21 protein-coding genes are annotated in these 23,930 nt (G+C 72.8%); 15 read left to right on the top strand and 6 right to left on the bottom strand.

What is annotated here, in order from left to right:
- Positions 1–173 precede the first annotated feature (173 nt).
- Positions 174–1,400, bottom strand: coding sequence for a cobalamin-independent methionine synthase II family protein (locus tag BIU91_RS09755; protein ID WP_071405275.1), 1,227 nt, complete (start codon positions 1,398–1,400; stop codon positions 174–176).
- 370 nt (positions 1,401–1,770) lie between these two features.
- On the opposite strand from BIU91_RS09755, the gene BIU91_RS09750 reads away from it, so the two are divergent.
- A complete protein-coding gene (locus tag BIU91_RS09750; RefSeq protein WP_071405368.1) occupies positions 1,771–2,610 on the top strand; it encodes a DUF1684 domain-containing protein in 840 nt (279 codons plus the stop codon).
- A gap of 121 nt (positions 2,611–2,731) precedes the next feature.
- A complete protein-coding gene (locus BIU91_RS09745; protein WP_071405274.1) occupies positions 2,732–3,754 on the top strand; it encodes a transporter in 1,023 nt (340 codons plus the stop codon).
- A 69-nt stretch (positions 3,755–3,823) separates the two neighbouring features.
- On the opposite strand, the gene BIU91_RS09740 is transcribed toward BIU91_RS09745, so the two are convergent.
- On the bottom strand, positions 3,824–4,384 hold the full coding sequence (locus tag BIU91_RS09740) for a histidine phosphatase family protein (protein WP_071405273.1): 561 nt from the start codon (positions 4,382–4,384) through the stop codon (positions 3,824–3,826).
- A 226-nt stretch (positions 4,385–4,610) separates the two neighbouring features.
- Here BIU91_RS09740 and BIU91_RS09735 point away from each other — a divergent pair, with 226 nt between their 5' ends.
- Genes BIU91_RS09735 through BIU91_RS09695 form a run of 9 tightly spaced genes read left to right on the top strand, consistent with a single transcriptional unit; the run spans position 4,611 to position 15,077 of the window.
- On the top strand, positions 4,611–4,997 hold the full coding sequence (locus tag BIU91_RS09735; RefSeq protein ID WP_071405272.1) for a carboxymuconolactone decarboxylase family protein: 387 nt from the start codon (positions 4,611–4,613) through the stop codon (positions 4,995–4,997).
- A gap of 13 nt (positions 4,998–5,010) precedes the next feature.
- A complete protein-coding gene (locus BIU91_RS09730; RefSeq protein WP_071405271.1) occupies positions 5,011–6,231 on the top strand; it encodes an LLM class flavin-dependent oxidoreductase in 1,221 nt (406 codons plus the stop codon).
- Complete coding sequence (locus BIU91_RS09725; protein WP_071405270.1) at positions 6,228–7,667, top strand: NtaA/DmoA family FMN-dependent monooxygenase; 1,440 nt, start codon at positions 6,228–6,230, stop codon at positions 7,665–7,667. Before BIU91_RS09730 ends, BIU91_RS09725 begins: the two co-directional genes overlap by 4 nt.
- Positions 7,664–8,692: an LLM class flavin-dependent oxidoreductase gene (locus tag BIU91_RS09720; protein ID WP_071405269.1), complete on the top strand. Its 1,029-nt coding sequence runs from the start codon at positions 7,664–7,666 to the stop codon at positions 8,690–8,692. The genes BIU91_RS09725 and BIU91_RS09720 overlap by 4 nt, the downstream gene beginning before the upstream one ends.
- Positions 8,689–9,726, top strand: coding sequence for an ABC transporter permease (locus BIU91_RS09715; RefSeq protein ID WP_071405268.1), 1,038 nt, complete (start codon positions 8,689–8,691; stop codon positions 9,724–9,726). Before BIU91_RS09720 ends, BIU91_RS09715 begins: the two co-directional genes overlap by 4 nt.
- Positions 9,723–10,619 carry an ABC transporter permease gene (locus BIU91_RS09710; RefSeq protein WP_084741010.1) on the top strand — a complete coding sequence of 299 codons (897 nt, stop codon included), beginning with the start codon at positions 9,723–9,725 and terminating at the stop codon, positions 10,617–10,619. Before BIU91_RS09715 ends, BIU91_RS09710 begins: the two co-directional genes overlap by 4 nt.
- Positions 10,616–12,298: an ABC transporter ATP-binding protein gene (locus BIU91_RS09705; protein WP_071405267.1), complete on the top strand. Its 1,683-nt coding sequence runs from the start codon at positions 10,616–10,618 to the stop codon at positions 12,296–12,298. The genes BIU91_RS09710 and BIU91_RS09705 overlap by 4 nt, the downstream gene beginning before the upstream one ends.
- Positions 12,295–13,920, top strand: a complete 1,626-nt coding sequence (locus BIU91_RS09700) for an ABC transporter substrate-binding protein (protein WP_071405266.1) — start codon at positions 12,295–12,297, stop codon at positions 13,918–13,920. Before BIU91_RS09705 ends, BIU91_RS09700 begins: the two co-directional genes overlap by 4 nt.
- Positions 13,917–15,077 (top strand): LLM class flavin-dependent oxidoreductase, encoded by a 1,161-nt coding sequence (locus BIU91_RS09695; RefSeq protein ID WP_071405265.1) that lies wholly within the window; start codon positions 13,917–13,919, stop codon positions 15,075–15,077. The genes BIU91_RS09700 and BIU91_RS09695 overlap by 4 nt, the downstream gene beginning before the upstream one ends.
- A 634-nt stretch (positions 15,078–15,711) precedes the next feature.
- Here the strand turns inward: BIU91_RS09695 and BIU91_RS09690 are convergent.
- Genes BIU91_RS09690 through BIU91_RS09680 form a run of 3 tightly spaced genes read right to left on the bottom strand, consistent with a single transcriptional unit; the run spans position 15,712 to position 18,657 of the window.
- Positions 15,712–16,728: a transporter substrate-binding domain-containing protein gene (locus BIU91_RS09690; protein WP_071405264.1), complete on the bottom strand. Its 1,017-nt coding sequence runs from the start codon at positions 16,726–16,728 to the stop codon at positions 15,712–15,714.
- Positions 16,729–16,768: 40 nt separating this feature from the next.
- Positions 16,769–17,542, bottom strand: coding sequence for an amino acid ABC transporter ATP-binding protein (locus BIU91_RS09685; protein WP_071405263.1), 774 nt, complete (start codon positions 17,540–17,542; stop codon positions 16,769–16,771).
- Complete coding sequence (locus tag BIU91_RS09680) at positions 17,542–18,657, bottom strand: amino acid ABC transporter permease (RefSeq protein WP_071405262.1); 1,116 nt, start codon at positions 18,655–18,657, stop codon at positions 17,542–17,544. The genes BIU91_RS09685 and BIU91_RS09680 overlap by 1 nt, the downstream gene beginning before the upstream one ends.
- Before the next feature lie 154 nt (positions 18,658–18,811).
- Between BIU91_RS09680 and BIU91_RS09675 the strand changes: the two genes are divergently transcribed.
- From BIU91_RS09675 to BIU91_RS09660, 4 genes are all read left to right on the top strand, one after another.
- Positions 18,812–19,063, top strand: coding sequence for a DUF4287 domain-containing protein (locus BIU91_RS09675; RefSeq protein WP_071405261.1), 252 nt, complete (start codon positions 18,812–18,814; stop codon positions 19,061–19,063).
- Between the two features lie 132 nt (positions 19,064–19,195).
- A complete protein-coding gene (locus BIU91_RS09670; protein ID WP_071405260.1) occupies positions 19,196–20,176 on the top strand; it encodes a hypothetical protein in 981 nt (326 codons plus the stop codon).
- A gap of 82 nt (positions 20,177–20,258) precedes the next feature.
- Positions 20,259–21,638 (top strand): alpha/beta hydrolase, encoded by a 1,380-nt coding sequence (locus tag BIU91_RS09665; RefSeq protein ID WP_171907807.1) that lies wholly within the window; start codon positions 20,259–20,261, stop codon positions 21,636–21,638.
- Complete coding sequence (locus BIU91_RS09660; protein WP_071405258.1) at positions 21,635–23,185, top strand: GMC family oxidoreductase; 1,551 nt, start codon at positions 21,635–21,637, stop codon at positions 23,183–23,185. Before BIU91_RS09665 ends, BIU91_RS09660 begins: the two co-directional genes overlap by 4 nt.
- Positions 23,186–23,213: 28 nt before the next feature.
- On the opposite strand, the gene BIU91_RS09655 is transcribed toward BIU91_RS09660, so the two are convergent.
- Positions 23,214–23,780, bottom strand: a complete 567-nt coding sequence (locus tag BIU91_RS09655) for a GIY-YIG nuclease family protein (protein WP_071405257.1) — start codon at positions 23,778–23,780, stop codon at positions 23,214–23,216.
- Between the last annotated feature and the right edge of the window lie 150 nt (positions 23,781–23,930).

Raw genomic sequence — 23,930 nt, 5'->3', positions numbered from 1 at the left:
CGGGCCTCCCGTCCGTCCGCGCGTCCGTCCGAATCCGGGCGTACCTGCCCGAACCGGGCGTACCTGCCCGAACCGGGCGTACCTGGCGGAATCGGGCGTACCTGCCGTGTTCTTCTTGGCGAGTACGCCCGATCTCACCAGGTACCGCAGCTGTTCTGGGAAGGAACGGGCGGCTAGAAGAGCTTCGCGCTCGCGCGCCGGGCACCCTCACCGAGCGACTCGAGCTTCGCCGCGGCGATCTGCGGGTGCACGCGGCCGCCGAGGCCGCAGTCCGTGCCGGCGATGACGCGCTCACGCCCGACGACCGAGGCGAACCGCTCGATGCGCTGCGCGACGAGGTCGGGGTGCTCGACGACGTTCGTGGCGTGGCCGACGACACCGGGGACGATGACCTTGCCCTCGGGCAGGGTGACGTCCTGCCAGACGGTCCACTCGTGCTCGTGGCGGGCGTTCGCGGCCTCGAACGAGTACGCACCGGCGTCGATGTCGAGCATCAGGTCGACGATGTGGCGGAGCTCGATGTCGGTGGTGTGCGGGCCGTGCCAGGAGCCCCAGCACAGGTGGAAGCGCACGCGGCTGGTGTCGAGGCCCCGCAGGGCGTGGTTGAGCGCCTCGACACGGATGCGGGTGAAGGCGCGGTAGTCCTCGATGCTCGGCTCGGGGTTGATCTGGTCCCAGTTCTCGGCGATCGAGGGATCGTCGATCTGCAGCACGAGGCCGGCGTCGAGGATCGTCGTGTACTCCTCGCGCAGGGCGTCCGCCCACGCCCAGATGTGTTCTTCCTCGGTCGCGTAGTACTCGTTCGCGATGCGGGCGGCGGAGCCGGGGGAGAGCGCCGTGATGAAGCCGTTGTCCGCGCCGGCGGCCTCCACCGCGTGCTTGAGGTTGGCGGCGTCGGTGGCTGCGGCCTCGTGGCCGGTGTAGGTGATCGGGCCGGTCGTGGTCGGGAACGCGGTGGCGTTCTTGCCGGTGCCGATGCCCGACTCGGGGTCGGTGTAGGCGTCGTGGAAGATCGTCCAGTCGCGGCGGTCCGGGAAGCTCGTGAGCCGGATGTTCCCCGGGGTGGACCGGACCGGCTGCTGCGAGAAGATGTTCTCGTCGGTCAGGCTCAGGCCGCTGACACGCTGGAACGAGTAGCCCCACCACGCGCCGTAGTCGACGCTGTTCGACATCGCCTTGCCGAACTCGCCGTCACCGGGCTGCGTGATGCCGAGCGCGGTCTGCCGTGCGACGACGTCGTCGACGGCCGTGCTCGTCAGGGCTCGGACCTCGTCGGTGGTCTCGAGCGTGAAGCCGTCGGCGGCGACGGGCCGCGCGGCGTTCGCGGCGATGAGCTCGGGGGTGCGGGGGAGCGATCCGGCGGTGGTGGCCTGGATGCGGTCGGTGTTCTCGAAGGGCATGCGCTGCCTTCCTCTCGATGGGTGCGGACTGTCGGGAGTCGGGGGCCGCGCGCGAGGCTTCGCGGTGCGCTGCAGTGCCACTCTGCCACGAGGGGTCGGGCCCGTTACGTTGCGCGACTGTGGCTTCGTGTGGACGCCGAACGACAGGGTCGATGTCGGACGACACCGACTCGGTCACCTGTTGCGTGCGCGGACAGTTGCAGGCGCGTGTGAACGACAGGGTCGATGTCGGACGACGTCGACGGTGTCGTTCCGCATCGACCCGCCCGTGCGCGCCCACCCCCGCCCGCCGACCCGCCCGCGCCGCCGCCCGCCGACGCACGGCGACACGATCGTCGCGCCACCGGGCCACGAGTCGTACGGTCGACCCATGAGCACGACGACCCCGACGAGCGACACCACCACGACGAACCCGGCCGCACCGACCTTCGCCGAATCGTGGACCGCCTGGCACGACGACCACGAGCAGGCCCGGGCGAGCGAACACGGCTTCCTCGCGATCACGAGCATCCGTTGGCTCACCGCGACGCCGGAACGGTTCGAGGACGCCCCGGGCAGCTGGTCGACGGACGAGGACGGCCCGGTGGTCGCACTGGCCGACGACGAGACGATCGAGGTCGACGGACAGCCGGTCACCGGGATGCACCGGTTCGGCCCGCTACCGGAGCGCTCGAGCACGAACGTGGTGTGGCACGACGGCGACGAGACCGTGGTGATCGAGGTCGCCCGGCGCGGCGGCAGTGACCTGCTGCGCCCGCGGCACCCGTCGAACCCGACCCGCGTCGAGTACCAGGGCACCCCGGCGTACGCCCCTGCTGAGCGCTTCGTCGTGGACGCGCACTTCGAGCCGTTCGACACTCCGCGTGAGGTCACCGTCGGCAGCGTCGTCGACGGCCTGCTGCACGTGTACGAGGCCCCAGGCGTCCTGACGTTCGACCTCGACGGGCCACGGTCGCTCCTGGCGTTCAACGGGCACGCCGGCGGCCTGCACATGCTGTTCACCGACCGCACGAGCGGGGCCACGACGTACGCGGCGAACCGGAGTCTCGACATCGCCGCACCGGATGCCGACGGTGCCACCCGCATCGACTTCAACCGGGCGACGAACCTGCCGTGCGCCTACACACCGCACGCGACCTGCCCGCTGCCGCCCGCCGAGAACCGGCTCGACGTCGCGGTCGAGGCAGGCGAGCAGCTGCCCGCCGCCTGACCGCGGAGCACGCACGGCCCGCCGAGCACACACGGCCCGCGGGCACGCACGCCCCGCCGCGCACGCACGGCCCCCAGGCGCGCACCGGCGCACCCGACCCGTCCACGAGAATGGGGGAGCCATGCCACGACCCACCTCCCGCATCCCGCTCAACACCCTCGCCGTCCCGTTCGGCCTCGCCGGCTTCGCCGAGACGTGGTCGTACGCCGCCCCCGTGCTGCACCTGCCCACCGTGGTGCCGCAGGTGTTCTGGGCGATCGCCGCCGTCGCGTGGGTGTGGCTGCTCGGTGCGCACATCGTCCGGGGCGCACACGTCAGCGAACGGCTGGTCGACCAGCTCCGCCACCCGGCGCAGGGCCCGATCGCCGCGCTCGTCCCCGCGACCGCGATGCTGCTCGGCGTCGACCTGGCGCGGTTCGCCCCCGTCGCCGGGCAGGTCGTGGTGCTCGCCGCCGCGGCCACCGCGGCGGGGTTCGCCGCCTGGCTGCTGAGCACCTGGTTCGAGGGCCGGCTCGCCCTGGAGTCCGTGCACGGCGGCTACCTGCTGCCGACCGTCGCCGCGGCCCTGGTCGCCTCGGTCGCCACGCACGAGGTCGGCGTCGGCTGGCTGTCCTGGCCGGCCCTCGGTGTCGGCGTGTTCTTCTGGGGCGTCATGACCGGCCTGCTGCTCATCCGGCTGGCGTTCCGACCGGCTCTGCCGGGGCCGCTCGTGCCGACGATGGCGATCCTGGTCGCGCCGCCGGCGGTCGCCACCCTGTCGGTGTTCGCCCTCACCGACGGTGCTGTGACCCTGCCCGTGCAGGCCATCGCGGGCCTCGGCGTCCTGATGGTCCTCGTGCAGCTGGCCCTGCTGCCGCGGTACGTCCGCCTGGCGTTCTCGCTCGGGTTCTGGTCGTTCGTGTTCCCGGCCGCCGCGGTCGCCACCGCCGCGGTGGAGTGGTTCCGGGCACTCGCGCTGCCGTCCGCCTGGATCCCCACCGCCGCGTTGCTGGCGCTGCTGAGCGTGCTCGTCGCGGTCGTCGGTGCCCGCTCGATCGGCCTCGTCGTGCACCACCTGCTCGGGCAGGCCGAGCGCACCCTGCACGACGCCGACGACGAGGACGCCGCCCCCGGCCCCGTGACGGGCGCGACGCGCGTGGTCTGACGAGCGGGGCGGTCGGGCCGCGCAGGCGGCGGACAGGAGGCCCGTGGCGGCCCCGCCCCGCGCCTCCCGTCAGGTCGCGGGGACGCGTCTCCAGCCGCTGGTCGCCCGCCAGGCGGGCGCGTCGAAGTGGAAGACGCTGCCCATGCCGGGCTGGTCGAGGGCGCGCGTGATCGGGACGCCGCGCAGGTGGGCCAGGAGCAGCGTGCCGACCGCACCGTGCGACACGATCGTGACGTCGCCGGTGGCGCAGTGCCGGCGGACGGCCGCGACGATGCGCTCCTGGGCGTCGATCGCCCGCTCCCAGCCGCGGACCGACTGCTCGGGCTCCGCGAAGAACGCGTCGACGACGGCCTCGAACTCGGACGGCGGCAGGTAGCCGGTCGCGCTCCGGTCGATCTCGCCCAGCAGCGGGTCGTGCTCGACCGGCAGTCCGACGGCGCTGGCGAGCAGCTCGGCGGTCTCGACGGCCTTACGCTCGGTGCTCGAGACGATCCGCCGGGAGCCCGGTGTCCATGCGAGCCGGTGTGCGGCGGCGGCCCGGACGCGACCTTCGGGCGACAGCCCCCACGACTCGATCGGGACCGCGGGGTCGACCACCACTTCCGCGTGGGTCAGGAACGACGAGGCCATCCGGCGATCCTCGCACGGTGCGAGGCGCGCCCCGGCCCGTCTGGTGCGAGGTTGCCCACTCCGTGCCCGGTCGGTTCCGACGCACCGAGTGGACAACCTCGCACCGAGCGACGCGACGCCGCCCGCGACGCCTCGCGCCGCCCGCCCCGCGTCACACGGCGACACCGTCGGTCACGTTCCGCAACACCGCTTCGCCGCCCGGCCGAACCGTCCTAGCGTCGCCGCCATGACCGACTACCTCGACCGCGAACAGGACAAGACCTTCACGAAGGTCTACAAGCAGCAGACCCCCGACATCCTGAAGGCTTTCGTCGCGTTCGACGAGTCGGTGTTCCAGGCCGAGGGCCGTGCCATCCCGCTGAAGCACCGGGAGCTCATCGCGCTGGCGGTCGGCATCACCACCCAGTGTGTCTACTGCATCGACGCCCACAGCCAGCGTGCCGTCGCCGCGGGAGCCAGCGAGGCCGAGCTCGCCGAGGCCGCGTGGGTCGCCACCGCGATCCGCGCGGGCGGCGGCTTCGCCCACGGTCGCCTGGGCTTCAAGTTCGGTGCCGAGGCGAACGCGCCCACCGCGGCCCACACCCCGGCCGACGACGCCGTCCACACCCACTAGGAAGGCCAGCTCCGTGCCCGACCGCATCACCCTCGTCACCGCGCTGCAGGGCGCCGGCTGGCATCCCGCCGCCTGGCGGGCCGCCGGCCCGGCAGCGCAGCGCCTCACGAGCCTCCGGCACTGGCGCGACGTCGTCGTCGAGCAGGACCGGCTCGGCATCGACGCCGTCACCCTCGAGGACTCGTTCACCGCCGGCCCCACCGACCCCGACGGCGGCCTCGACACGTCGACCGTCGTCGGCCGCCTCGACGCCCTCCTGCTCGCGAACGCGGTCGCCCCGGCGACCCGCGCGATCGGTCTGGTGCCGACCGTCTCGGTGACGCACACCGAACCGTTCCACGTCGCCACGGGCCTCCAGACCCTCGACCACGTCTCGCTGGGGCGAGCCGGATGGCGGCTCCAGGTGAGCCCGACGACCCGCGAGGCCGCCCTGTTCGGCCGCCGACCCGGCGGCGACGACGCGGCCACGCTGTTCGACGAGGCCCGCGAGGCCGCCGAGGTCGTCTCCCGCCTCTGGGACAGCTGGGACGACGACGCGATCATCCGCGACGTCACGACCGGCCGCTTCATCGACCGCGACCGCATCCACGACGCGGCGTTCTCCGGTTCGTTCGTGTCGGTGCGCGGCGCGTCGATCGTGCCGCGGTCCCCGCAGGGGCGGCCGCCGGTCTTCTCGCTCGCGCACCGCTCGGACGCGGCCGCGTTCGCCGTGGATGCTGCGGACGTCGTGCTGGTCACGCCCGGATTCGACGGCCTGGAGGCACGGGGTGCGCTGGCACTCGTCCGTGACGCCGAGCAGGCGGCCGGGTCCGACCTCCGTCGTCCGGTCCTCGCGGACCTCGCGGTGCTCATCGGGTCGTCGCCGGCAGCCGCCGCCGACGAGCTCGCCGCGCTCGACGCGGCAGCGGGCGCCCCCTACGCCGTCGGTTCCGGGTCGGACACGTCCGTCCTCGCGACGACGGTGCCGGACCTCGTGGCACGGATCGGGGACCTGCGGGCCCTCGGGTACGCCGGCGTCCGGCTCCGTCCGCTGCGCATCCCGATCGACTCGACCGCCATCGCGCGGCAGCTCGTCCCGGCGCTCGTCACCGCGGGGCTCCGCGCCGACGTGGCGTCCCGTCCCACCGCCGACCTGCGCACGCGGCTCGGCATCGCGCCGGCGGTCAGCCGGTACGCGCGTCCTGCCGTCACCGGTGCCGGTGTCGGTTCCGTCTCCTCGGGGGTCTCAGCATGAGCGTCAAGCGTCAGGTCCACCTCGCCGCCCACTTCCCGGGCGTCAACAACACCACCGTCTGGAGCGACGACCGAGCCGAGAGCCAGATCGCGTTCTCGTCGTTCGAGCACTTCGCCCGGAACGCCGAGCGGGGGTTCTTCGACTTCCTGTTCCTCGCCGAGGGGCTGCGGCTGCGCGAGCAGAAGGGACGCATCCACGACCTCGACGTTGTCGGACGCCCGAACACGCTCGCGATCCTCGCCGCGCTGGCCGGCGTCACCGACCACATCGGGCTCGTCGGTACCCTGCAGACCACCTTCAACGAGCCCGTCGAACTCGCGAAGCAGCTCGCCACGCTCGACCACCTGACGGACGGCCGCGCCGGTTGGAACGTCGTGACGAGCTCGGACGCATTCCACGGTGCGAACTTCCGCCGCGGCGGGTTCCTCGACCACGCCGACCGGTACACGCGGGCGGGGGAGTTCGTGGAGCTGTCGCGCGAACTCTGGGACTCGTGGGAGTCGGACGCGATCGTGGCGAACGGGTCGGGCGCCGCCGGGCCGCTGGCGGCCGGCGTGTTCGCCGACCGCTCCCGCATCCACGACGTCGACCACCACGGCCCGCAGTTCGACGTGACCGGGACGTTCCCGGTTCCGCGCAGCCCCCAGTGGCACCCCGTGATCGTGCAGGCGGGTGACTCCGACGAGGGCCGCGACCTCGCCGCCGCGAACGCCGAGGTTATCTTCTCGCTGCACACCGAGTTCGACGACGCGCAGTCGTTCTACCGCGACGTGACCGAGCGACTCGAACGGGTCGGACGGTCGAAGGACGAGCTGCTGATCCTGCCCGGCGCGACGTTCGTGCTCGGCGACACGGCGGACGAGGCCGAGGAACGTTCCCGGGCGATCCGCCGTGCCCAGGTCAGCCCGGCGACGGCGATCGCGTTCCTCGAACAGGTGTGGAACCGTGACCTGTCGTCCTACGACGTCGACGGGCCGTTGCCCTCGATCGAGCCGGACCTGGAGGGCGCCGACATCACCCGCGGCCGCGTCCGCCACACCCGCGACGTGCCCGCGCTGGTGCAGTCGTGGCGTGACCTCGCCGCGGCCGAACACCTGTCGATCCGTGACCTGGTCATCCGCGCCTCGACCCGTGGCGGCTTCGTCGGGACGCCCGCACACATCGCCGCCGAGATCGACCGGTACGTGCAGGAGCGCGCCACCGACGGGTTCGTCGTCGTGCCGCACACCAACCCCTACGGCCTCGACGAGTTCGTCGACCGGGTCGTCCCGCTGCTGCAGGAACGGGGCGTGTACCGGCAGTCGTACGACGAGGGCGCGACGCTCCGGCAGACGCTCGACCTGCCCGGCACGATCCGCGACCGTTCGGTCGCCGCACGCACGGTCGCTGCGGCGGGTCCGGCGCGTACGGCAGCGTCCGCCGGGGTGCTCGCATGACGATCTCGAGCCTGGCGATCCTCGTCCCCGGCAACTTCGACGACGACGCCCCCGCCGACGGGCTCGAGGCCACCCTCGACCTCTTCGCCACCGCGGAACGACTCGGCGTCGACGGCGCCTGGGTCCGGCACCGCCACCTCGAGCACGGCATCGGTTCGGCCGCGGTGTTCCTGGCCGCGGCTTCCCAGCGGACGACGTCGATCGAACTCGGCGTCGCCGTGGTGCCGATCGGGTGGGAGAGCCCGTTCCGCCTCGCCGAGGACTTCTCGCTCGCCGACGTCCTGTCGCACGGGCGGGTGCAGGTCGGGCTGTCGACGAGCGCACCGCACGCCGACATCCTCGGCGACCTGGTGTTCGACGGCGACTGGCGCTCGTTCGACCGCGGGTACGGCCGGGTCGCCCGGTTCGTGGACAACCTGCGCGGGGACTTCCTGGGGGACACGGACACCGTCATCGAGAGCCCGGGCAACGTCCAGCGGCCCCGCCTGCAGCCGTACGCGCCTGGCCTGGTCGACCGGGTCTGGTACGGGGGCGGGTCGCTCCGCTCCGCGGCCTTCGCGGGCAGTGCCGGCCTCAACCTGCTCATCGGCAACCTGACCTCGGGCGAGGGCACCGACGACTACGGCACCGCCCAGCGGAACCAGCTCGCCGCCTACCGCGCCGCGCTGCCCGACGGTCGCCGCCCGCGCGTGGCCTGGGGCCGCTGCGTCGTCCCGACGGACTCGGCGGACCGGGTCTCGCGCGAGCGCTACCGCGCGTGGCACGAGTCGCGCCTGGCACGGCAGACCGCACCGCAGGGGCCCCGCCGCACCCTGTTCTCCGCCGACCTCGTCGGTCCTGCCGAGCAGATCGTCGAGCAGCTCGTGCACGACGCCACCCTCGCCGAGGTCGACGAGTTCCGGATCGAGCTGCCCTACGAGTTCGCCGGCGACGAGTACGAGCAGATCGTCGCCGACGTCGTCGAGCGGGTCGCGCCGGCGCTCGGATGGACGGCGCGGACGCACCAGGTGGTGGTCGCCGCATGACCCGCTACGTGCTCTCCCGCATCGGGCAGGCGCTGCTCGTGCTCTGGGCGGCGTGGACGATCTCGTTCTTCGTCCTCTACGTGCTGCCGAGCGACCCCGCACGGATCATGGTCGGCCCGGACGCCACCGACGTGACCGCGGCGCAGCTCGACGCTCTCCGCCACCAGTACGGGCTCGACCAGCCTGTGCTCGTGCAGTACTTCCAGCACCTCGGCTCCCTGTTCACCGGCGACCTCGGCCGGTCCATCGGGGTCGGTCGCCCGGTCGCCGACGTCATCGGCGAGGCCATCGCCCCGACGGCACAGATCGCCCTCGCCGGCCTCGTGCTCGCGATCGTGTTCGGTGGCGGCATCGCCGTCCTCGCGACCTGGACCCGGAACCGTGCCCTCGGACAGTTCCTGCTCCAACTGCCCCCGATCGGCGTCGCGGTGCCGGGGTTCTGGTTCGCGCTGCTCCTGGTCCAGTGGTTCTCGTTCGGCCTGCACCTGTTCCCGGCGTTCGGGGGCGAGGGACCCGCATCCGTCGTCCTGCCGGCCATCACCCTGGCGCTGCCGACCGGTGCCACCATCGCCCAGCTGCTCTCCAAGTCGCTCGTCCAGACGCTCCGCGAGCCGTACGTCGACACGGCGTACGCGAAGGGCGCCGGGCGCTGGCGGGTGCAGCTCCGCCACGCACTGCGGAACGCCGCGCTGCCCGCCCTCACCGTCACCGGACTCATCGTCGGGCAGCTGTTCTCCGGCACCGTCGTCACCGAGACTGTGTTCTCGCGGCCGGGCCTCGGGCGGGTGACGGCGACGGCCGTGCAGCAGCAGGACATCCCCGTCGTGCAGGGCATCGTCCTGCTCGCCGCCGCGATCTTCGTCGTCGTGAACCTCGTCGTCGACCTCGTGTACCCGCTGCTCGACCCCCGCGTCGTGATCGCCGACAGCCGTCGGAAGCTCCGTGACCGGGACGGCGCGACCCCCGGCGCCACCCCCGGCGCGCCCGGCACCACTCCGTCCAGCACCCCCGAACCCAAGGCGGTCCACGCATGACCGAGACCACGCAGCTCGCCATCGGCCGTCCGGCCCCGCTCGCCACCACCGCCGACCGTGTGCCCGGCGGCACCACGGCCCTCCGCGCCATCGTCGCCCGCCCGACCCTGACCATCGCCGTCGTCTGGCTGGCCCTCGTGATCGTCGCCGCCCTCGTGCCGGGAGCCCTCACCCACCACGACCCCCTGGCCGCCGAACCGGCCGCCAAGCTGACCGCCCCCGACGCCGCGCACTGGTTCGGCACCGACCAGCTCGGCCGCGACCTGTACGCCCGGGTCGTGCACGGCACCGCGCTCACCCTGCAGGCAGCGGTCCTCGCGATCGTCATCGGACTGGTCGGCGGCTCGCTCATCGGACTCGTCGCCGGCTTCGTCGGCGGTGTCGTCGACGCGGTGCTCATGCGCGTCACCGACGTCCTGCTCGCGATCCCGAGCCTGCTGCTCTCGCTGACGATCGTCACCGTCCTCGGCTTCGGCACCGTGAACGTCGCCGTGGCGGTCGGCGTCGCGAGCATCGCCACCATCGCCCGCATCATGCGCTCCGAGGTGGTCCGTGTCCGCACCGCCGCGTACGTCGAGGCCGCGAGCGCGAACGGCAACAGCTGGTGGCGCGTCCTGCTCGTGCACGTGCTGCCGAACGCCGCTGGCCCCGTGCTGGTGCTCGCCGCGCTCGAGTTCGGCACCGCGATCCTCGCCGTCTCGAGCCTGAGCTTCCTCGGCTACGGCGCCCAACCACCGCAGCCGGAGTGGGGTTCGCTCGTCGCGACGGGCCGCGACTTCATCGCGTCCTCGTGGTGGCTCACCACGATCCCGGGGCTCGTCATCGCCGTCACCGTCCTCGCCGGCAACCGCGTGGCGCGGGCACTCGACACCGAACGGCGGGCCGTCCGATGAGCCTCCTCTCCATCCGCGACCTGACCGTCTCGTACGGTCGCGGCCGTACCGCGCGTCCCGTGCTGCACGGGATCTCGCTCGAGGTCGGCCGCGGCGAGCGCGTCGCGATCGTCGGTGAGTCCGGTTCGGGCAAGTCGACGACGGCGCACGCGGTCCTCCGGCTCCTGCCCGCAGCAGCGGATCTGACGGGAGGCACGGTGCGGCTCTCCGGGGCGGCCGCCGGTTGCGCGGACCTCGACCTGGTAACCGCGACCGACAGCGAGGTCCGGTCCGTCCGCGGCGTCCGGATCGGCTTCGTGCCGCAGGACCCGACGGTCTCGCTCAACCCCGTGACGCGGATCGGCACCCAGGTCGCCGAGGTGCTCCGCATCCACGGCCTCGCCACCGGCGCCGAGGCCCGGGACCGTGCCGTCGAGGAGCTCCGCCGTGCGGGCATCGACCGTCCGGAGCTCCGTGCACGGCAGTACCCGCACGAGCTCTCCGGCGGGATGCGGCAGCGGGTGCTCATCGCGATCGCGCTGATCGGCGACCCCGAGCTGCTCGTCGCCGACGAACCGACGAGTGCCCTCGACGTGACGGTCCAGCGGACGATCCTCGACCACCTGGACCGGCTCGTCGCCGAGCGGGGCACGAGCGTGCTCTTCATCACGCACGACCTCGGGGTCGCCGCCGACCGGGCCGACCGGATCGTCGTGATGTCGGAGGGGCGGATCGTCGAGCAGGGCACCCCCGCCGAGGTGCTCGGCGCACCCCGCGAGGTGTACACGCGTGCACTGATCCGAGCGGCGCCCAGTCTCGACGACGTGACCGTGTCCGTGGGACAGGCCACGGGCCTCCCGTCCGGACGCCCCGACCCACTCGTCGTCGCGACCGGACTGCGGAAGTCCTTCGACCGCGTCACCGCCGTCGACGGCGTCGACGTGACCGTGCCGCGAGGCCGCACGCTGGCGCTGGTGGGGGAGTCCGGGTCCGGCAAGTCGACCACTGCTCGGCTCGTGCTCGGACTCGAACGGCCCGACGAGGGCAGCGTGCGGTTCGACGGTGCCGACGTGGCCGGAGCCCGCGGCGCCGCGCTCCGGGCGTACCGGCGGCAGGCGCAGATCGTGCAGCAGAACCCGTACGCGGCGCTGCACCCGCGGCTGTCCGTGGGGTCGGTCATCGCCGACCCGCTCGCGGCGTTCGGCATCGGTACCAGGCGGTCCCGCGCAGCCCGTGCCGCCGAGTTGCTCGACCTGGTGGCACTGCCGGCCTCGACCGCCGCACGACGACCAGCGGAGCTCTCCGGCGGCCAGCGGCAGCGGGTCGCGATCGCCCGTGCGCTCGCGCTCGACCCGTCGTTCATCGTGCTCGACGAGCCGGTCTCCGCGCTCGACGTGTCCGTGCAGGCACAGATCCTCGACCTGCTCGCGGAACTGCAGTCGACGCTCGGCGTCTCGTACCTGTTCATCTCGCACGACCTGGCCGTCGTCCGCCGCATCGCGCACCAGGTGTCCGTCCTGCGGGGCGGGCGGGTCGTGGAGCACGGCGACGTGTCCCAGGTCCTGCACGACCCGCAGCACGAGTACACGCGTGCCCTGCTCGACGCGATCCCGAGGCGTTCCCGGCGCGTCGTGCCCGTTCCCGTTCCTGTTCCTGCATCTGCACCCGCACCCGCACCCGCACCCGAAGGAGTCTCATGACCATCCACCGCACGCCGTTCCGTCTGGTGGCCGCGATCGCGGCCGGAACCACGGCGGCCCTGGTGATGGCCGGCTGCTCGTCGGGCGGCACCGCGTCGACGTCGTCGTCGAAGCCCGTCGACGGCGGCTCGCTGACCTACGCCATCGCGAACGACCCGATCTCGCTCAACCCCTCGGGTACCGGCGCCGGCAACGACACCTTCGCGATCACCCGACAGCTCGTCGACTCGCTGCTGTGGCAGGACCCCTCCGACGGATCGCTGAAGCCCTGGCTCGCGACGAAGTACTCGGCGAACGCGGACGCCACCGCCTTCACGTTCGACCTGCGCTCCGGCGTCACCTTCTCGGACGGCACCGCCTTCGACGCGACCGCCGTCAAGGACACCTTCGACGACATCGTCGCGGCGGGGGCGTCGAGCACGGCCGCCGCGTCCTTCTCCGGGTACGAGAAGACGAAGGTCATCGACGACGACACCGTCGAGGTCGACTTCACGACGCCGAACGCCGCGTTCCCGAACGCCACCGCGTCGGTCGGACTCGGCATCGTCGCGCCGGAGACCACCGAGACGAGGTTCGACGACCGCGCCGACGGCAAGGCCGTGATCGGCACCGGGCCGTTCACGCTCACCTCATACACGAAGAACACCTCGACGGTCCTGACCAAGCGGAAGGACTACGACTGGGGTCCCGCCGAGCGGAGCAACACGGGCGCCGCGCACCTGTCGAAGGTCACCTTCCAGGTCGTGCCGGAAGCCAGTGTCCGCACCGGCAGCCTGGAGTCCGGGCAGCTCGACGCGATCAGCAGTGTCCAGCCGAGCGACGTCGACACGCTCAAGGCGCAGTACGACCTGGTCACCCGGGCCAACCCCGGGCAGGTGTTCGGGCTGACGTTCAACCAGGAGCGGCCGATCGTGTCCGACCTGGTGGTCCGCAAGGCCATCGCGCAGTCGGTCGACGCCACTGCCGTCCGGGACACCTCGCTGAACGACCTGTTCAAGGTGGGGACCTCGGTGCTCGGGTCCACGACGCCCGGGTACACGGACGCGTCCGACGCGCTGCCCGCGTACGACCCGAAGGCCGCAGCAGCCGCTCTGGACGACGCCGGATGGAAGGAGGGCTCCGACGGCATCCGGTCGAAGGACGGCACGAAGCTGCAGCTGAAGCTCATCTGGATCACGAACTTCGGGCCGAACCAGACGTCGCTCGAGCTCATCCAGCAGGAGCTCGGGAAGGTCGGCGTCGGGCTCACCCTCGAGAGCGGCACCGTCCCGCAGTACCTCGCCAACCTGACCAGCGGCGACTGGGACCTGTCGTGGGACAACAACTCCCGTGCCGACGGGGACGTCCTCCGCTCGAAGTTCTCCAGCACCGGTGCGCAGTCGATCGGCGCCGCGGACAAGACGCTCGACGCACTCTTCACGAAGGAGCTGTCGCAGTCGTCCGCGCAGGACCGCTCGGCCACCTTCGCCGACATCCAGGAGCGCATCGCGTCCCAGGTCGACTTCGTCCCGGTGCACGAGCTAACGAGCATCATCGCCCCGGCCACGGACGTCCACGGCATCGCCTTCGGCGCCGACACCCGACTCGACCAGCTCACCGGGGCCTGGAAGGACGCATCGTGACCGCCGCGCGGCCCGTCCCGCTCTCCGTCCTCGACCTGGTGCCGGTGAGCGCCGGCTCGTCCGCCGCCACCGCCCTGGCGAACACGGTCGACCTGGCCGTCGCCGCCGAGCGCGCCGGGTACGCCCGGTACTGGTTGGCCGAGCACCACCTGAACCCCGGAGTAGCGGGCAGCGCCCCGACCGTCGTCATCGGTGCGGTCGCCGCTGCCACCAGTTCGATCCGCGTCGGCAGCGCCGCGACACTCGTCGGCAACACCCGCGGGCTGCAGATCGCCGAGACCTTCGGCACGCTCGCCGCGCTGTACGGTCCCCGGATCGACCTCGGGCTCGGACGGTCCGGCGCCCCGGCACCGGGCACACCGAAGCCGCCGTCGCTCGCGCCGCGGTCGGACCAGGTCGTCGACGGACTGCTCATCCCCGCCCCGTTCGACTTCCACGTCGCGCCGGGCAGCCGGTTCGCGTTGCAGGGTGAACTGCTCGGGCGGGTGCCGGGCGACGTCGACCGGTTCGAGGGTGAGCTGGAGCTCATCCGCGGGCTGCTCGCCGGTACGTGGTCGCGGGACGGTGCCGTCGTCGAGGCTCCGCCGGCCGCCGGCGCACCCGTCGAGCTCTGGATCCACGGGTCGACCGGTGGCGAGAGCGCCCGGATCGCCGGTGCGCTGGGGCTGCCCTACGGCGCGAACTACCACACGTCACCGGGCACGGTCCTGGCGTCGGTGCAGGCCTACCGCGACGCGTTCCGGCCGGGCGTGCTCGACGCCCCGCACGTCATCGTCTCCGCCGACGTCGTGGTCGGGCGGTCGTCGTCCGAGGCCGAGGAGCTCGCGCTCGGGTACGACTCGTGGGTGTACTCGATCCGCTCCGGTGTGGGTGCGATCGCGTACCCGTCGCCGGCCGCTGCGCGACTGGACCCGCTGGACCCGACGGCGGCGAAGTCCGTCGCCGACCGGGTGGGCACGCGCTTCGTCGGCGACGCGGCGGAGGTCGCGGACCGGCTCGAGACCCTGCGCCGTGCCACCGGGGCGGATGAGTTGCTCGTCACGACGATCACGCACGACCACGCGGCACGGGTGCGCTCGTACGAGTTGCTCGCGGCCGAGTGGGCGGCTCGGGGCGCGGGTGCCGTCGTGGGGGAGTCCGCCCTGGCTGCGCGGTAGCTCGCTGCGTGCGCGTGTTCCGACGTCCCACCTGTCGTTCGACGGGTGGGACGTCGTTCGTTGCGCACGCATCGGGTGCGGGTGCATGTTCCGACGATCCACGAGTCGTTACCCTCGTGGATCGTCGCTGTGGGCGTGGGCGTGGGCCGGCGACGGGGTGCGACAACGCCGACGCCGCATGACGGCGACGAGGTCGTTCGGCGGCGGCAACCCGACGGCCCGCCAGTTCGGTGCGTGTGCATGTTCCGACGATCCATGAGTCGTTCCCCTCGTGGATCGTCGTTCTGGGCGTGGGCCGCCGCAGCCGTGGTGCGACAACGCCGGCGTCGTACGACGGTGACGATGTCGTTCCCGCGCGGCTGCGACTGTTGCGCGCGCCGTGGTGCGACAACGCCGACGCCGTACGACGTCGACCCCGTCGTCCGGCGGCGGCAACCCGACGGCCCACCTGTCGTTCGACTGGTGGGACGTCGTTCGTTGCGCACGCATCGGGTGCGTGTGCATGTTCCGACGATGCACGAGTCGTTCCCCTCGTGGGACGTCGATTGTCGATCGTCGAGCGGGGAGTGCCGCCCCCCCCCGCACGCACGACACCCCCGCGACCACGATGGCCACGGGGGTGTCACGGCACACCTCAGCTGTTGTCGAGCGGCAGGCCCTCGGGGTTCACCTCGGACGTCTTCACGGCCTCGTTCGACAGGTTGTAGGCCGCGAGCCACTTCGCGTAGGTGCCGTCCTCGATGAGCTCGTTGATCGCCGCCGCGACGGGCTTCGCGATCCCGCTGCCCTGCTTCGTCGTCGCGGCGATGAGCCCCTGCAACGAGGAGCCGGCGCCGGAGTACGTGCCCGCGGTCTTCGTCGCCTTCGCGGTGCCCTTGCTCTGCGTGTTCTGGTAGGCGATCGTCGGGTTCGGGCCGAAGTATGCGTCGATCTTGCCCGAGTCGAGCGCGAGCTTGATCGCGTTGCCGTCCGGGTAGTACTTGATCGTGAAGTCCTCGCCCTTCGCCCTGAGCTCCTTCTGCCACTCGAGCAGGATGTTCTCCTGGTTCGTGCCGGAGCTGACGGACAGGGTCTTCCCGGCGAGCACGGACGGGTCGCCGTCGAAGCGCAGCGAGCTCGACGCCAGCACCTGGAACGCCAGGTTGTCCTGCCGGTACGAGGCGAAGTCGTACTTCTCCTTGCGCTCCTCGGTGACCGTGACGTTCGAGAAGCCGGCGTCGTACTTGCCGCTGTCGATGCCGACGAACAGGTTGTCCCACGTGGCGTTCTGCACGTCCGCGCGCAGCCCGAGCTTCGCTGCGACGAGCCGTCCGAGGTCGGGCTCCGAACCGGTGATCGTCTTCTGGTCGTCACCGGTGAAGGCGAGCGGCGGGAACCCGGCGGGCAGGGCCCCCACGCCGATCGTGAGCTTGCCGGACTTCCGGACCGCGGCGGGGAGCGCGTCGTGCAGCTTCGTGTCCTCGGTGACCTCGACGGTCGTCTCCTTCGCCGCACCGTTCGAGGCGGCGCCGATGGTGACGGAGCCGTCGGGTGCGCCGCTCGTGTCGGCGGAAGCGCCCGCGGAGCACCCGGCGAGGGCGACGACGACGCCGGCTGCGAGGACGAGGAAGCCGGCGCGGTTGCGCCAGCGGGACGGGGTGGTCGTGGACATGGTTCTCCTTGGGGTGCGTGCGGGGATCAGGGGTCAGGGGTCAGCGGACGCGGGACAGGAAGTCGCGCGTGCGGGTGTGCTGCGGGTGGTCGAGCACCTGGGCCGGCGGCCCCTGCTCGACGACCCGCCCGTGGTCGAGGAACACGACGTGGTCGGCGACCTCGCGGGCGAAGGCGATCTCGTGCGTGACGATGACGAGCGTCGTGCCGGACTCGGCGAGGGACCGGATGACGCCGAGCACCTCGCCGACGAGCTCCGGGTCGAGCGCCGAGGTCGGCTCGTCGAGCAGGACGACCGACGGCTCGAGCGCCAGGGCCCGGGCGATCGCGACCCGCTGCTGCTGCCCGCCGGACAACTGCCGGGGGCGGGCCGCGCCGCGGTCGCCGAGTCCGACCCGCTCGAGCAGGGTCTGAGCCCGCGCTCGGGCCGTGGCGACGGGGACCCCGGCGGCGATCGGCCCCTCGGCGACGTTCTCGAGCGCGGTGAGGTGCGGGAACAGGTTGAAGTGCTGGAACACGAACCCGATCCGGGCACGCTGCCGCAGGATGTGCCGCTCGGGCAGCTCCTTCCAGCGGGGGACCCCGTCGCGGCCGGTGCGCAGGCGGACCCCGATGGGCTCGTCACCGACGGTGACGACCCCGCGGTCGAGCGGTTCGAGGTGGTTGATCGCCCGGAGCAGCGTGGACTTGCCGGAACCGGAGGGGCCGAGGACGACGGTTACGCTGCCGGACGGCAGCGACAGGTCGACGCCGTCGATGACGACGCTGTCCCCGAACGCCTTGACGGCCCCGTGGATCGCGATGGCGGCGCTCATCAGATGCTCCTGTCGTCGACGGTGGAAGCAGACCCGGACGCGACCGCGCGCTCGGCGGCGGCTGCCTGTGTGCGGCGACCCGCGCCTCCAGGCCGTCCCGGACCACGTCCGGTCCCGCCGCCCCGCAGCGCGCTCCGCACCCGCTGCCACGGTGTCGGCGGCAGCGCACGGACCGACCCGCGGGCCGTCCAGCGCTCGACGTAGTACTGCACGATCGAGACCGCGCTGGTGAGCGCGAGGTACCAGATGGTGGCGACGACGAGCAGCGGGATGATGTCGCCCGGGTACGTGCTCGACAGGTTCTGCACCACGCCGAACAGGTCGAGCAGCGACACGTAGAACAGCAGCGACGAGGCCTTCAGCAGGCCGACGACCTGGTTCACGAACGCCGGGACGATCGACCGCAGCGCCTGCGGCATGATCACCCGCAGGAACTGCCGGCGACGGGGGAGCCCGAGTGCCTGCGCGGCCTCGTGCTGCCCGTGGTCGACGGCGAGCACCCCGGCGCGGACGATCTCGGACGCGTAGGCGATCTCACTGAGGCTCAGCCCGATGACCCCGATCGCCAGGTCCCCGAGCAGGTTCGCGGTCGGCACCTCGAACTGCGGCCCGAAGGGGATCCCGATGCCGATGGTCGGGTACAGCGACCCGAGGTTGTACAGGAAGACGAGCACCAGGATGAGCGGCACCGACCGGAACAGCCACACGTACCCCCACGCCAGCCCCGACAGCACCGGGTTGTGCGACAGCCGGGCGATGGCCACCAGGATCCCGCCGGCGAAGCTGATCACAGCGCTCAGCGCGGTGGCGGTGAGCGTCAGCTGCAGGCCGGTCAGGACCGCCGGACTGAACAGCCACTTGCCGACGGCCGGCCAGCCCCACTGCTCGTTCGTGAACAGCGTCTCGCCGAAGTTCAGCAGCACGACGAGCACGAGGGCCGCGGCGATCCACCGCAGCGGGTGCCGCAACGGCACGACGGAACGGTCGAGTGCGGCGTGTCCGGCAGCGTCGATGGTCGCGGTCTCCGGCTTGGAGGCGCGGCTCGCCCCGGTCGTCCGGCCCGCGTCGTCGACGCTGGTCGCCTCCCACTGCGGGGCCCTGGTGGTGTCGGTCATGTCGCGACCGTAGGAGGGCCGGACGCCGCCGACAACGCCTCGCGCAACACCCCGCCACGCGGCGCAACACCCGGCCATCCGGCGCAACGCGGCGTCACAGAACGGTGTCCTGCGTGACGTTCCGTGACGGCCGACGGAGCGCTACCGTTGCGCCATGACAGCGCATCGTGTGACCGCCCCGGTGCCCCCGGCGGACGGCACCAAGGTGAAGGGTCCGGCGTCGTACTTCCCGAGCATCGAGGCGACGTACGGGCGCCCGGTGCAGGAGTGGCTCGACCTGGTCGCCGACCGGCTCGACGACCACCAGCACATGGAGGTCGTCGGGTGGCTCAAGGCCGAGCACGGCCTCGGGCACGGGCACGCGAACGCCCTGGTCGCCTACGTGAAGCACGCGCTGGCCTCCTGAGCGGTCGCGTCGCTCGCTTGTGGTTCAGCGGGTGTCGGTCGCGGTGCGTGGTGCGGCGGGTGTCGGTGGCGTCGGTCGCGCTGCTGGCCGCGTGGTGCGGCGGGTGTCGGTGGTCGTTCCTAGCGTGGGGGCGTGGCCGAACCCGTCGATGCGTGGTGGCGCCGCCGACAGTGGTCGCGCGGCGAAGCGGTGCCGTACGCCGTCGGACAGTTCCGCGCCGACTGGGCTCCGTACCCGGTGCTCATCCGGCAGTACCACCCCGACTGGAACCACGGCGTCGTCCTGACCCAGGTCCCCCCGGCGGCCGAGGTCCTGCTGACCTGGGAGTGCGACGTCGGGCACGTCTTCGTGGCGACCCCGTCCGAACAGCGGTCCCGCCCGGGCCGTGAACGTCGGCGATCCGTCTGGTGCCCCGAGTGCGCGGTGCAGGCCCAGCCGCAGCGGTGGCCGGTGCTGCCGTCGGACTGGCCGCAGGCCGTGCCGGTGCCGCAGCGGGTCGTCCGGAGTGCCGGACGACAGACGCTGCCCGCGGCTCCGGTGCGCGGGGTCCCGGCCGGAGCCGTCGCGTCGAGCCGTTCCCGGTCCCGTCGGCCCGTCGCCGGCTCGGCAGGTGGGGCACCACGGCGGACCGCTCAGCCCGTTCCCCGCACGATCTGCCCGAAGACCCCGCGGCTGCCGTCGGGTGAGTCGTTCACGAGCGTCTGCGCCCCGGCGACCGCCTCGGCGGTCGAGGCCGAACTCCGGGGGATGCTGTCCGAGCGGTTCGCGTTCACCTACGACCACTCCGCCATCCGACTCGACCGCCCGTTCTTCGACCACGTCGAGGCCTGGCCGGACATCATCCTGCCCGAGCTCCGCGTCGCCATCGAGTACGACTCCACCGGTCGTCACGGCCTCGAGCACGTCGGCCCGCGGCAGGAGACCGACCGGAAGAAGGACCGCGCCGTCCGTGCCGTGGGGTGGGAGGTCGTCCGCATCCGCACCGGGCGGCTCCCCGCGCTCGGCCCGTACGACCTGCAGGTCTCGGGCATCTCCGGCCGGACCGTCGAGCGGCTGGCGGACACTCTGCGCGAGCTCCGGGGCGCGCTGTTCGTCGACGCGTACGCCCGGTGACGCCGCCGATCGGGGTACAAGCGACGCGCGACGGGGTACGGCCGGGCTGGGAGCGGTCGCGAGCGACGGGTAGGTATACATGGTGACCACCGTCTTCTGTCTCCACGCCCTCGGCGCGAGTTCCGAGGAGTTCGCGCTGCTGCGCGCCGAGCTCCTCGGTGACCTCGACCTGATCGGCATCGACCTGCCCGGCTTCGGCCGCAGCCCGGCGTCGTCCGGCACCACCGTCGAGGAGATGGCCGTCCTGGTGGAGCGCGCGATCGGGGCGAGCGGCTCGACGGAGTGGATGCTCCTCGGGCACTCGATGGGCGGCAAGGTCGCCACGGTGGTGGCCGACCGCACGATCTCCGGCGCGAACGGCCTGTTCGGGCTGCGGGCCGTGGTGCTCCTCGCCGCGTCCCCGCTCGCTCCGGAGCCGATGGACGACGACCGCCGCTGGACGATGCTGTCGTGGGCTGCCGGTGGTCCGATCGGCACCGAGGACGCCGCGGAGTTCGTCGCCGCCAACACCGCGGCACCCCTGGCGCCCGCGCGGCACAGCGCGGCGGTGCAGGACGTCGAGCGGACCGACCCCGCAGCCTGGACGGACTGGCTCTCCCGCGGCAGCCGCGAGGACTGGTCGGACGCCGCACCGAACCCCGTGCCCGCCCTGGTGCTCGCCGGTGCCGAGGACGGCGACCTCGACGCGGACGCCCAGCGCCGCCTGACCCTGCCGCACTGGCCGAACAGCGAGCTCCACGTCGTCGACGGCGCCGCCCACCTGCTGCCCTGGGAACAGCCCGAGGCCGTGGCCGAGCGCATCCGCGACTTCTGGCAGCGCCGGGTCACGGGGTCGCCGGTCGTCCCCGTGGAGCACGCCCGCGTGATCGCCTCGCCGCGGGTCAGCGCCCGGACGCGGGGGCTGCTGGCCCAGCGCGCCCTGCCCGACGACCCGGCCGCCGCACCCCACGCGCTGACGCCGACGCAGTTGGACACCCTGCGCGCCGTCGCCCGGATCGTCGTCCCGCAGCCCGGCACCGACCATGTCGACCTGGCGCTGCGGGTCGACGCGCAGCTGGCCGCGGGGCTCGGCGACGGCTGGCGGCCGGACGGCCTGCCGGTGGACGCCGAGGCCTACCGTGCTGCGCTCGACGTGCTCGCTGCACCAGCCCGCGACGGCGTGCTCGACCAGGCCCTCGAGTCCGTGGCGGTCGGGCGGTACCGCGCCGACGGCGACCTCGACGCCGAGCAGCTGCGCGCGTGGTTCGAGGACGCCAGCGTCGACCTCGTGAAGCACTGGCTCGCACACCCCGCCACCATGGCCGCCATCGACTTCGACGGCTACGCGAACGGCGGCGACGGCGTCCGCAAGCAGGGCTTCCAGCTGCTCGCGGCGGGCGAGCGCGAGGCCTGGGAACCCGAGGCCCCCGCCGGCACCGCCACCACGATCGACACCGCACCGACGACCGGAGCTGCACGATGAGACTCGACGGACAACGCACGTACGGCACGGACGACGTCGTCGACGTGGTGGTGGTCGGCACCGGGGCCGGGGGAGCACCGCTCCTCGCATCGCTGGCCCGCCGTGGCCTGACGGTCGTCGCGCTCGAGGCCGGCCGCAACACCGAGCCCGGCGACCACGTGCCGGACGAGGTCGCCGCCCCCGGTGACATCAACTGGATGGACGAGCGGCTGAGCGGCGGTGGAGCCCCCACGGCCTTCGGTCCCAACAACAGCGGCACGGGCGTCGGCGGGTCGACGCTGCACTGGGGTGCGTTCACCCCGCGGCCGAGCGAGCACGACCTGCGGCTGCGGACCGAGAGCGGCGAGGGGCAGGACTGGCCGATCAGCCACGCCGAGCTCACCGGCTGGATCGAGCAGGTCGAGCACGACGTCGGCGTCGCCGGCCCCGAGCACTACCCGTGGGACCCCTCCCGCCGCTACCGGATGCGCCCGCCGGCAAGGAACGCCTCGTCGGACATGATGATGCGCGGCACCGCGGCGGCCGGGATCACCGCGACCGACGCCCCGGTCGGCCTGACGACCGAGGACCGGCACCAGGAGCACCACGGGCTGCGCCAGGCCTGCGTGTCCTGCGGCTCCTGCCACCAGGGCTGCCGCAACGGCTCGAAGGTCTCGATGGACACGACCTACCTGCCCGCCGCAGTGGCGTTCGGTGCCGAGATCCGTCCGGAGTCCTTCGTGCACGGTATCGAGCTCGACGCGGCGGGACGGGTCGAGGCGGTCCTGTACACGGCCGACGGCCGCGAGCACCGCCAGCGCTGCCGGTCACTCGTCCTCGCCGCGGGTGGTGTCGAGACGCCGCGACTGCTGCTGCACACCGGTGTCGCGAACGGCAGCGGGCAGGTCGGCCGGAACTTCACCGCGCACGGAGCCACCCAGGTGTGGGCGCGGTTCGACGAGTCGATGCGCTCGTACCGTGGGTACCCGTCGTCGATCATCACCGAGGACTTCGTCCGACCGGCGGACGCCGACTTCGCCGGCGGCTACCTCATCCAGAGCCTGGGCGTGCAGCCGCAGACCTTCGCGACCTCGCTTGTGCGGGGTGGCGGACTCCGCGGTGCTGAGCTCGTCCGGGCGCTGCACGACTATCCGTTCTCGGCCGGCGTCGGCATCAACGCCGAGTGCCTGCCGTACGACGACAACCGCCTCGAGCTGACCGACGAACTCGACCAGCACGGTGTGCCGCGTGCCCGGGTCTCGTTCACCCCGGGCTCCAACGAGGAGGCGATCCGCCGCCACGCGGTCCGCACGATGACGACCATCGTCGAGGCTGCCGGTGGCCAGGACGTCCGGGTGCTCGAACGCACGGCGCACACCATCGGCACCGCGCGGATGGGCACGGACCGCGAGACCTCCGTCGTCGACCAGGACGGCCGCTCCTGGGACGTCCCGAACCTGTGGATCGCCGACAACTCGGTGTTCCCGAGCGCGGTCATCGCGAATCCGGCGCTGACGATCATGGCGCTCTCGCTCCGTACCGCCGACCGCATGCTGCAGGCCGCCTGAGCAGGAGCCCCGACCGCCCGGTCGGGGCTCAGCCTCGGAGCGCGAGGGCCTCGCTCGTCCACCGGGCGTGCAGGTCCCACGGGTCGTCGACCCCGGCAGCGACGGTGTCCACGTGGGCCAGGAGTTCCGGCGTGACCCGGAACCACTCGGTACCCGGGTACCGAGTGGCGGCGAAGGCGGCGTGCCGCCGGCGTTCGAGGGTCCGGTCACCCCGCTCGAACGCCAGCAGGTCCTGGTGTGGGATCGCCGCGAGCCGCTGCCGGGGGTTCATCGTCGTACCGATCTTGATGCGGTCGCCGAAGTCGTCGCGCATCCGCAGGTAGTAGACGACGTCGACGCGTGGGGGAGCGAGGTCGCCGTCCGGCACGTCACCCCACCGCCACTCGCACCGGGCGCACACCACACCCGAGGGGTACCGCACCCCGATCCGCGACCCGCACGCCGGGCACGCCCCGGGCAGGGCGTCCTCGACGCCGGGGTGTTCGGCCGCGAGGTCGGCGACGAACGCGACGTGCGCGCCACACAGGGGGACGCCCGCGAGCCCGTCCGCGAGCACACCCGCGCAACCCGGCACGCAGCACGAGGAGGTGACCATGCGCCGAACGCTAGCCCGACCCACCGACGTGCCCCGGGCCTCCCGGCCGCTGCGCGCGCTGGGCGTACCGGGCGTACCGGGCCGAACCGGGCGTCCCGGGTCGAACCGGGCGTCCCTGGTCGAACCGGGTGTACCTGGTCGAATCGGGCG

Source organism: Curtobacterium sp. MMLR14_002 (assembly GCF_001864975.1).
GTDB classification, from domain to species: domain Bacteria; phylum Actinomycetota; class Actinomycetes; order Actinomycetales; family Microbacteriaceae; genus Curtobacterium; species Curtobacterium flaccumfaciens.
The sequence above is the reverse complement of the archived record's forward strand: the minus strand, read 5'-3'. Positions and strand labels throughout refer to the sequence as shown.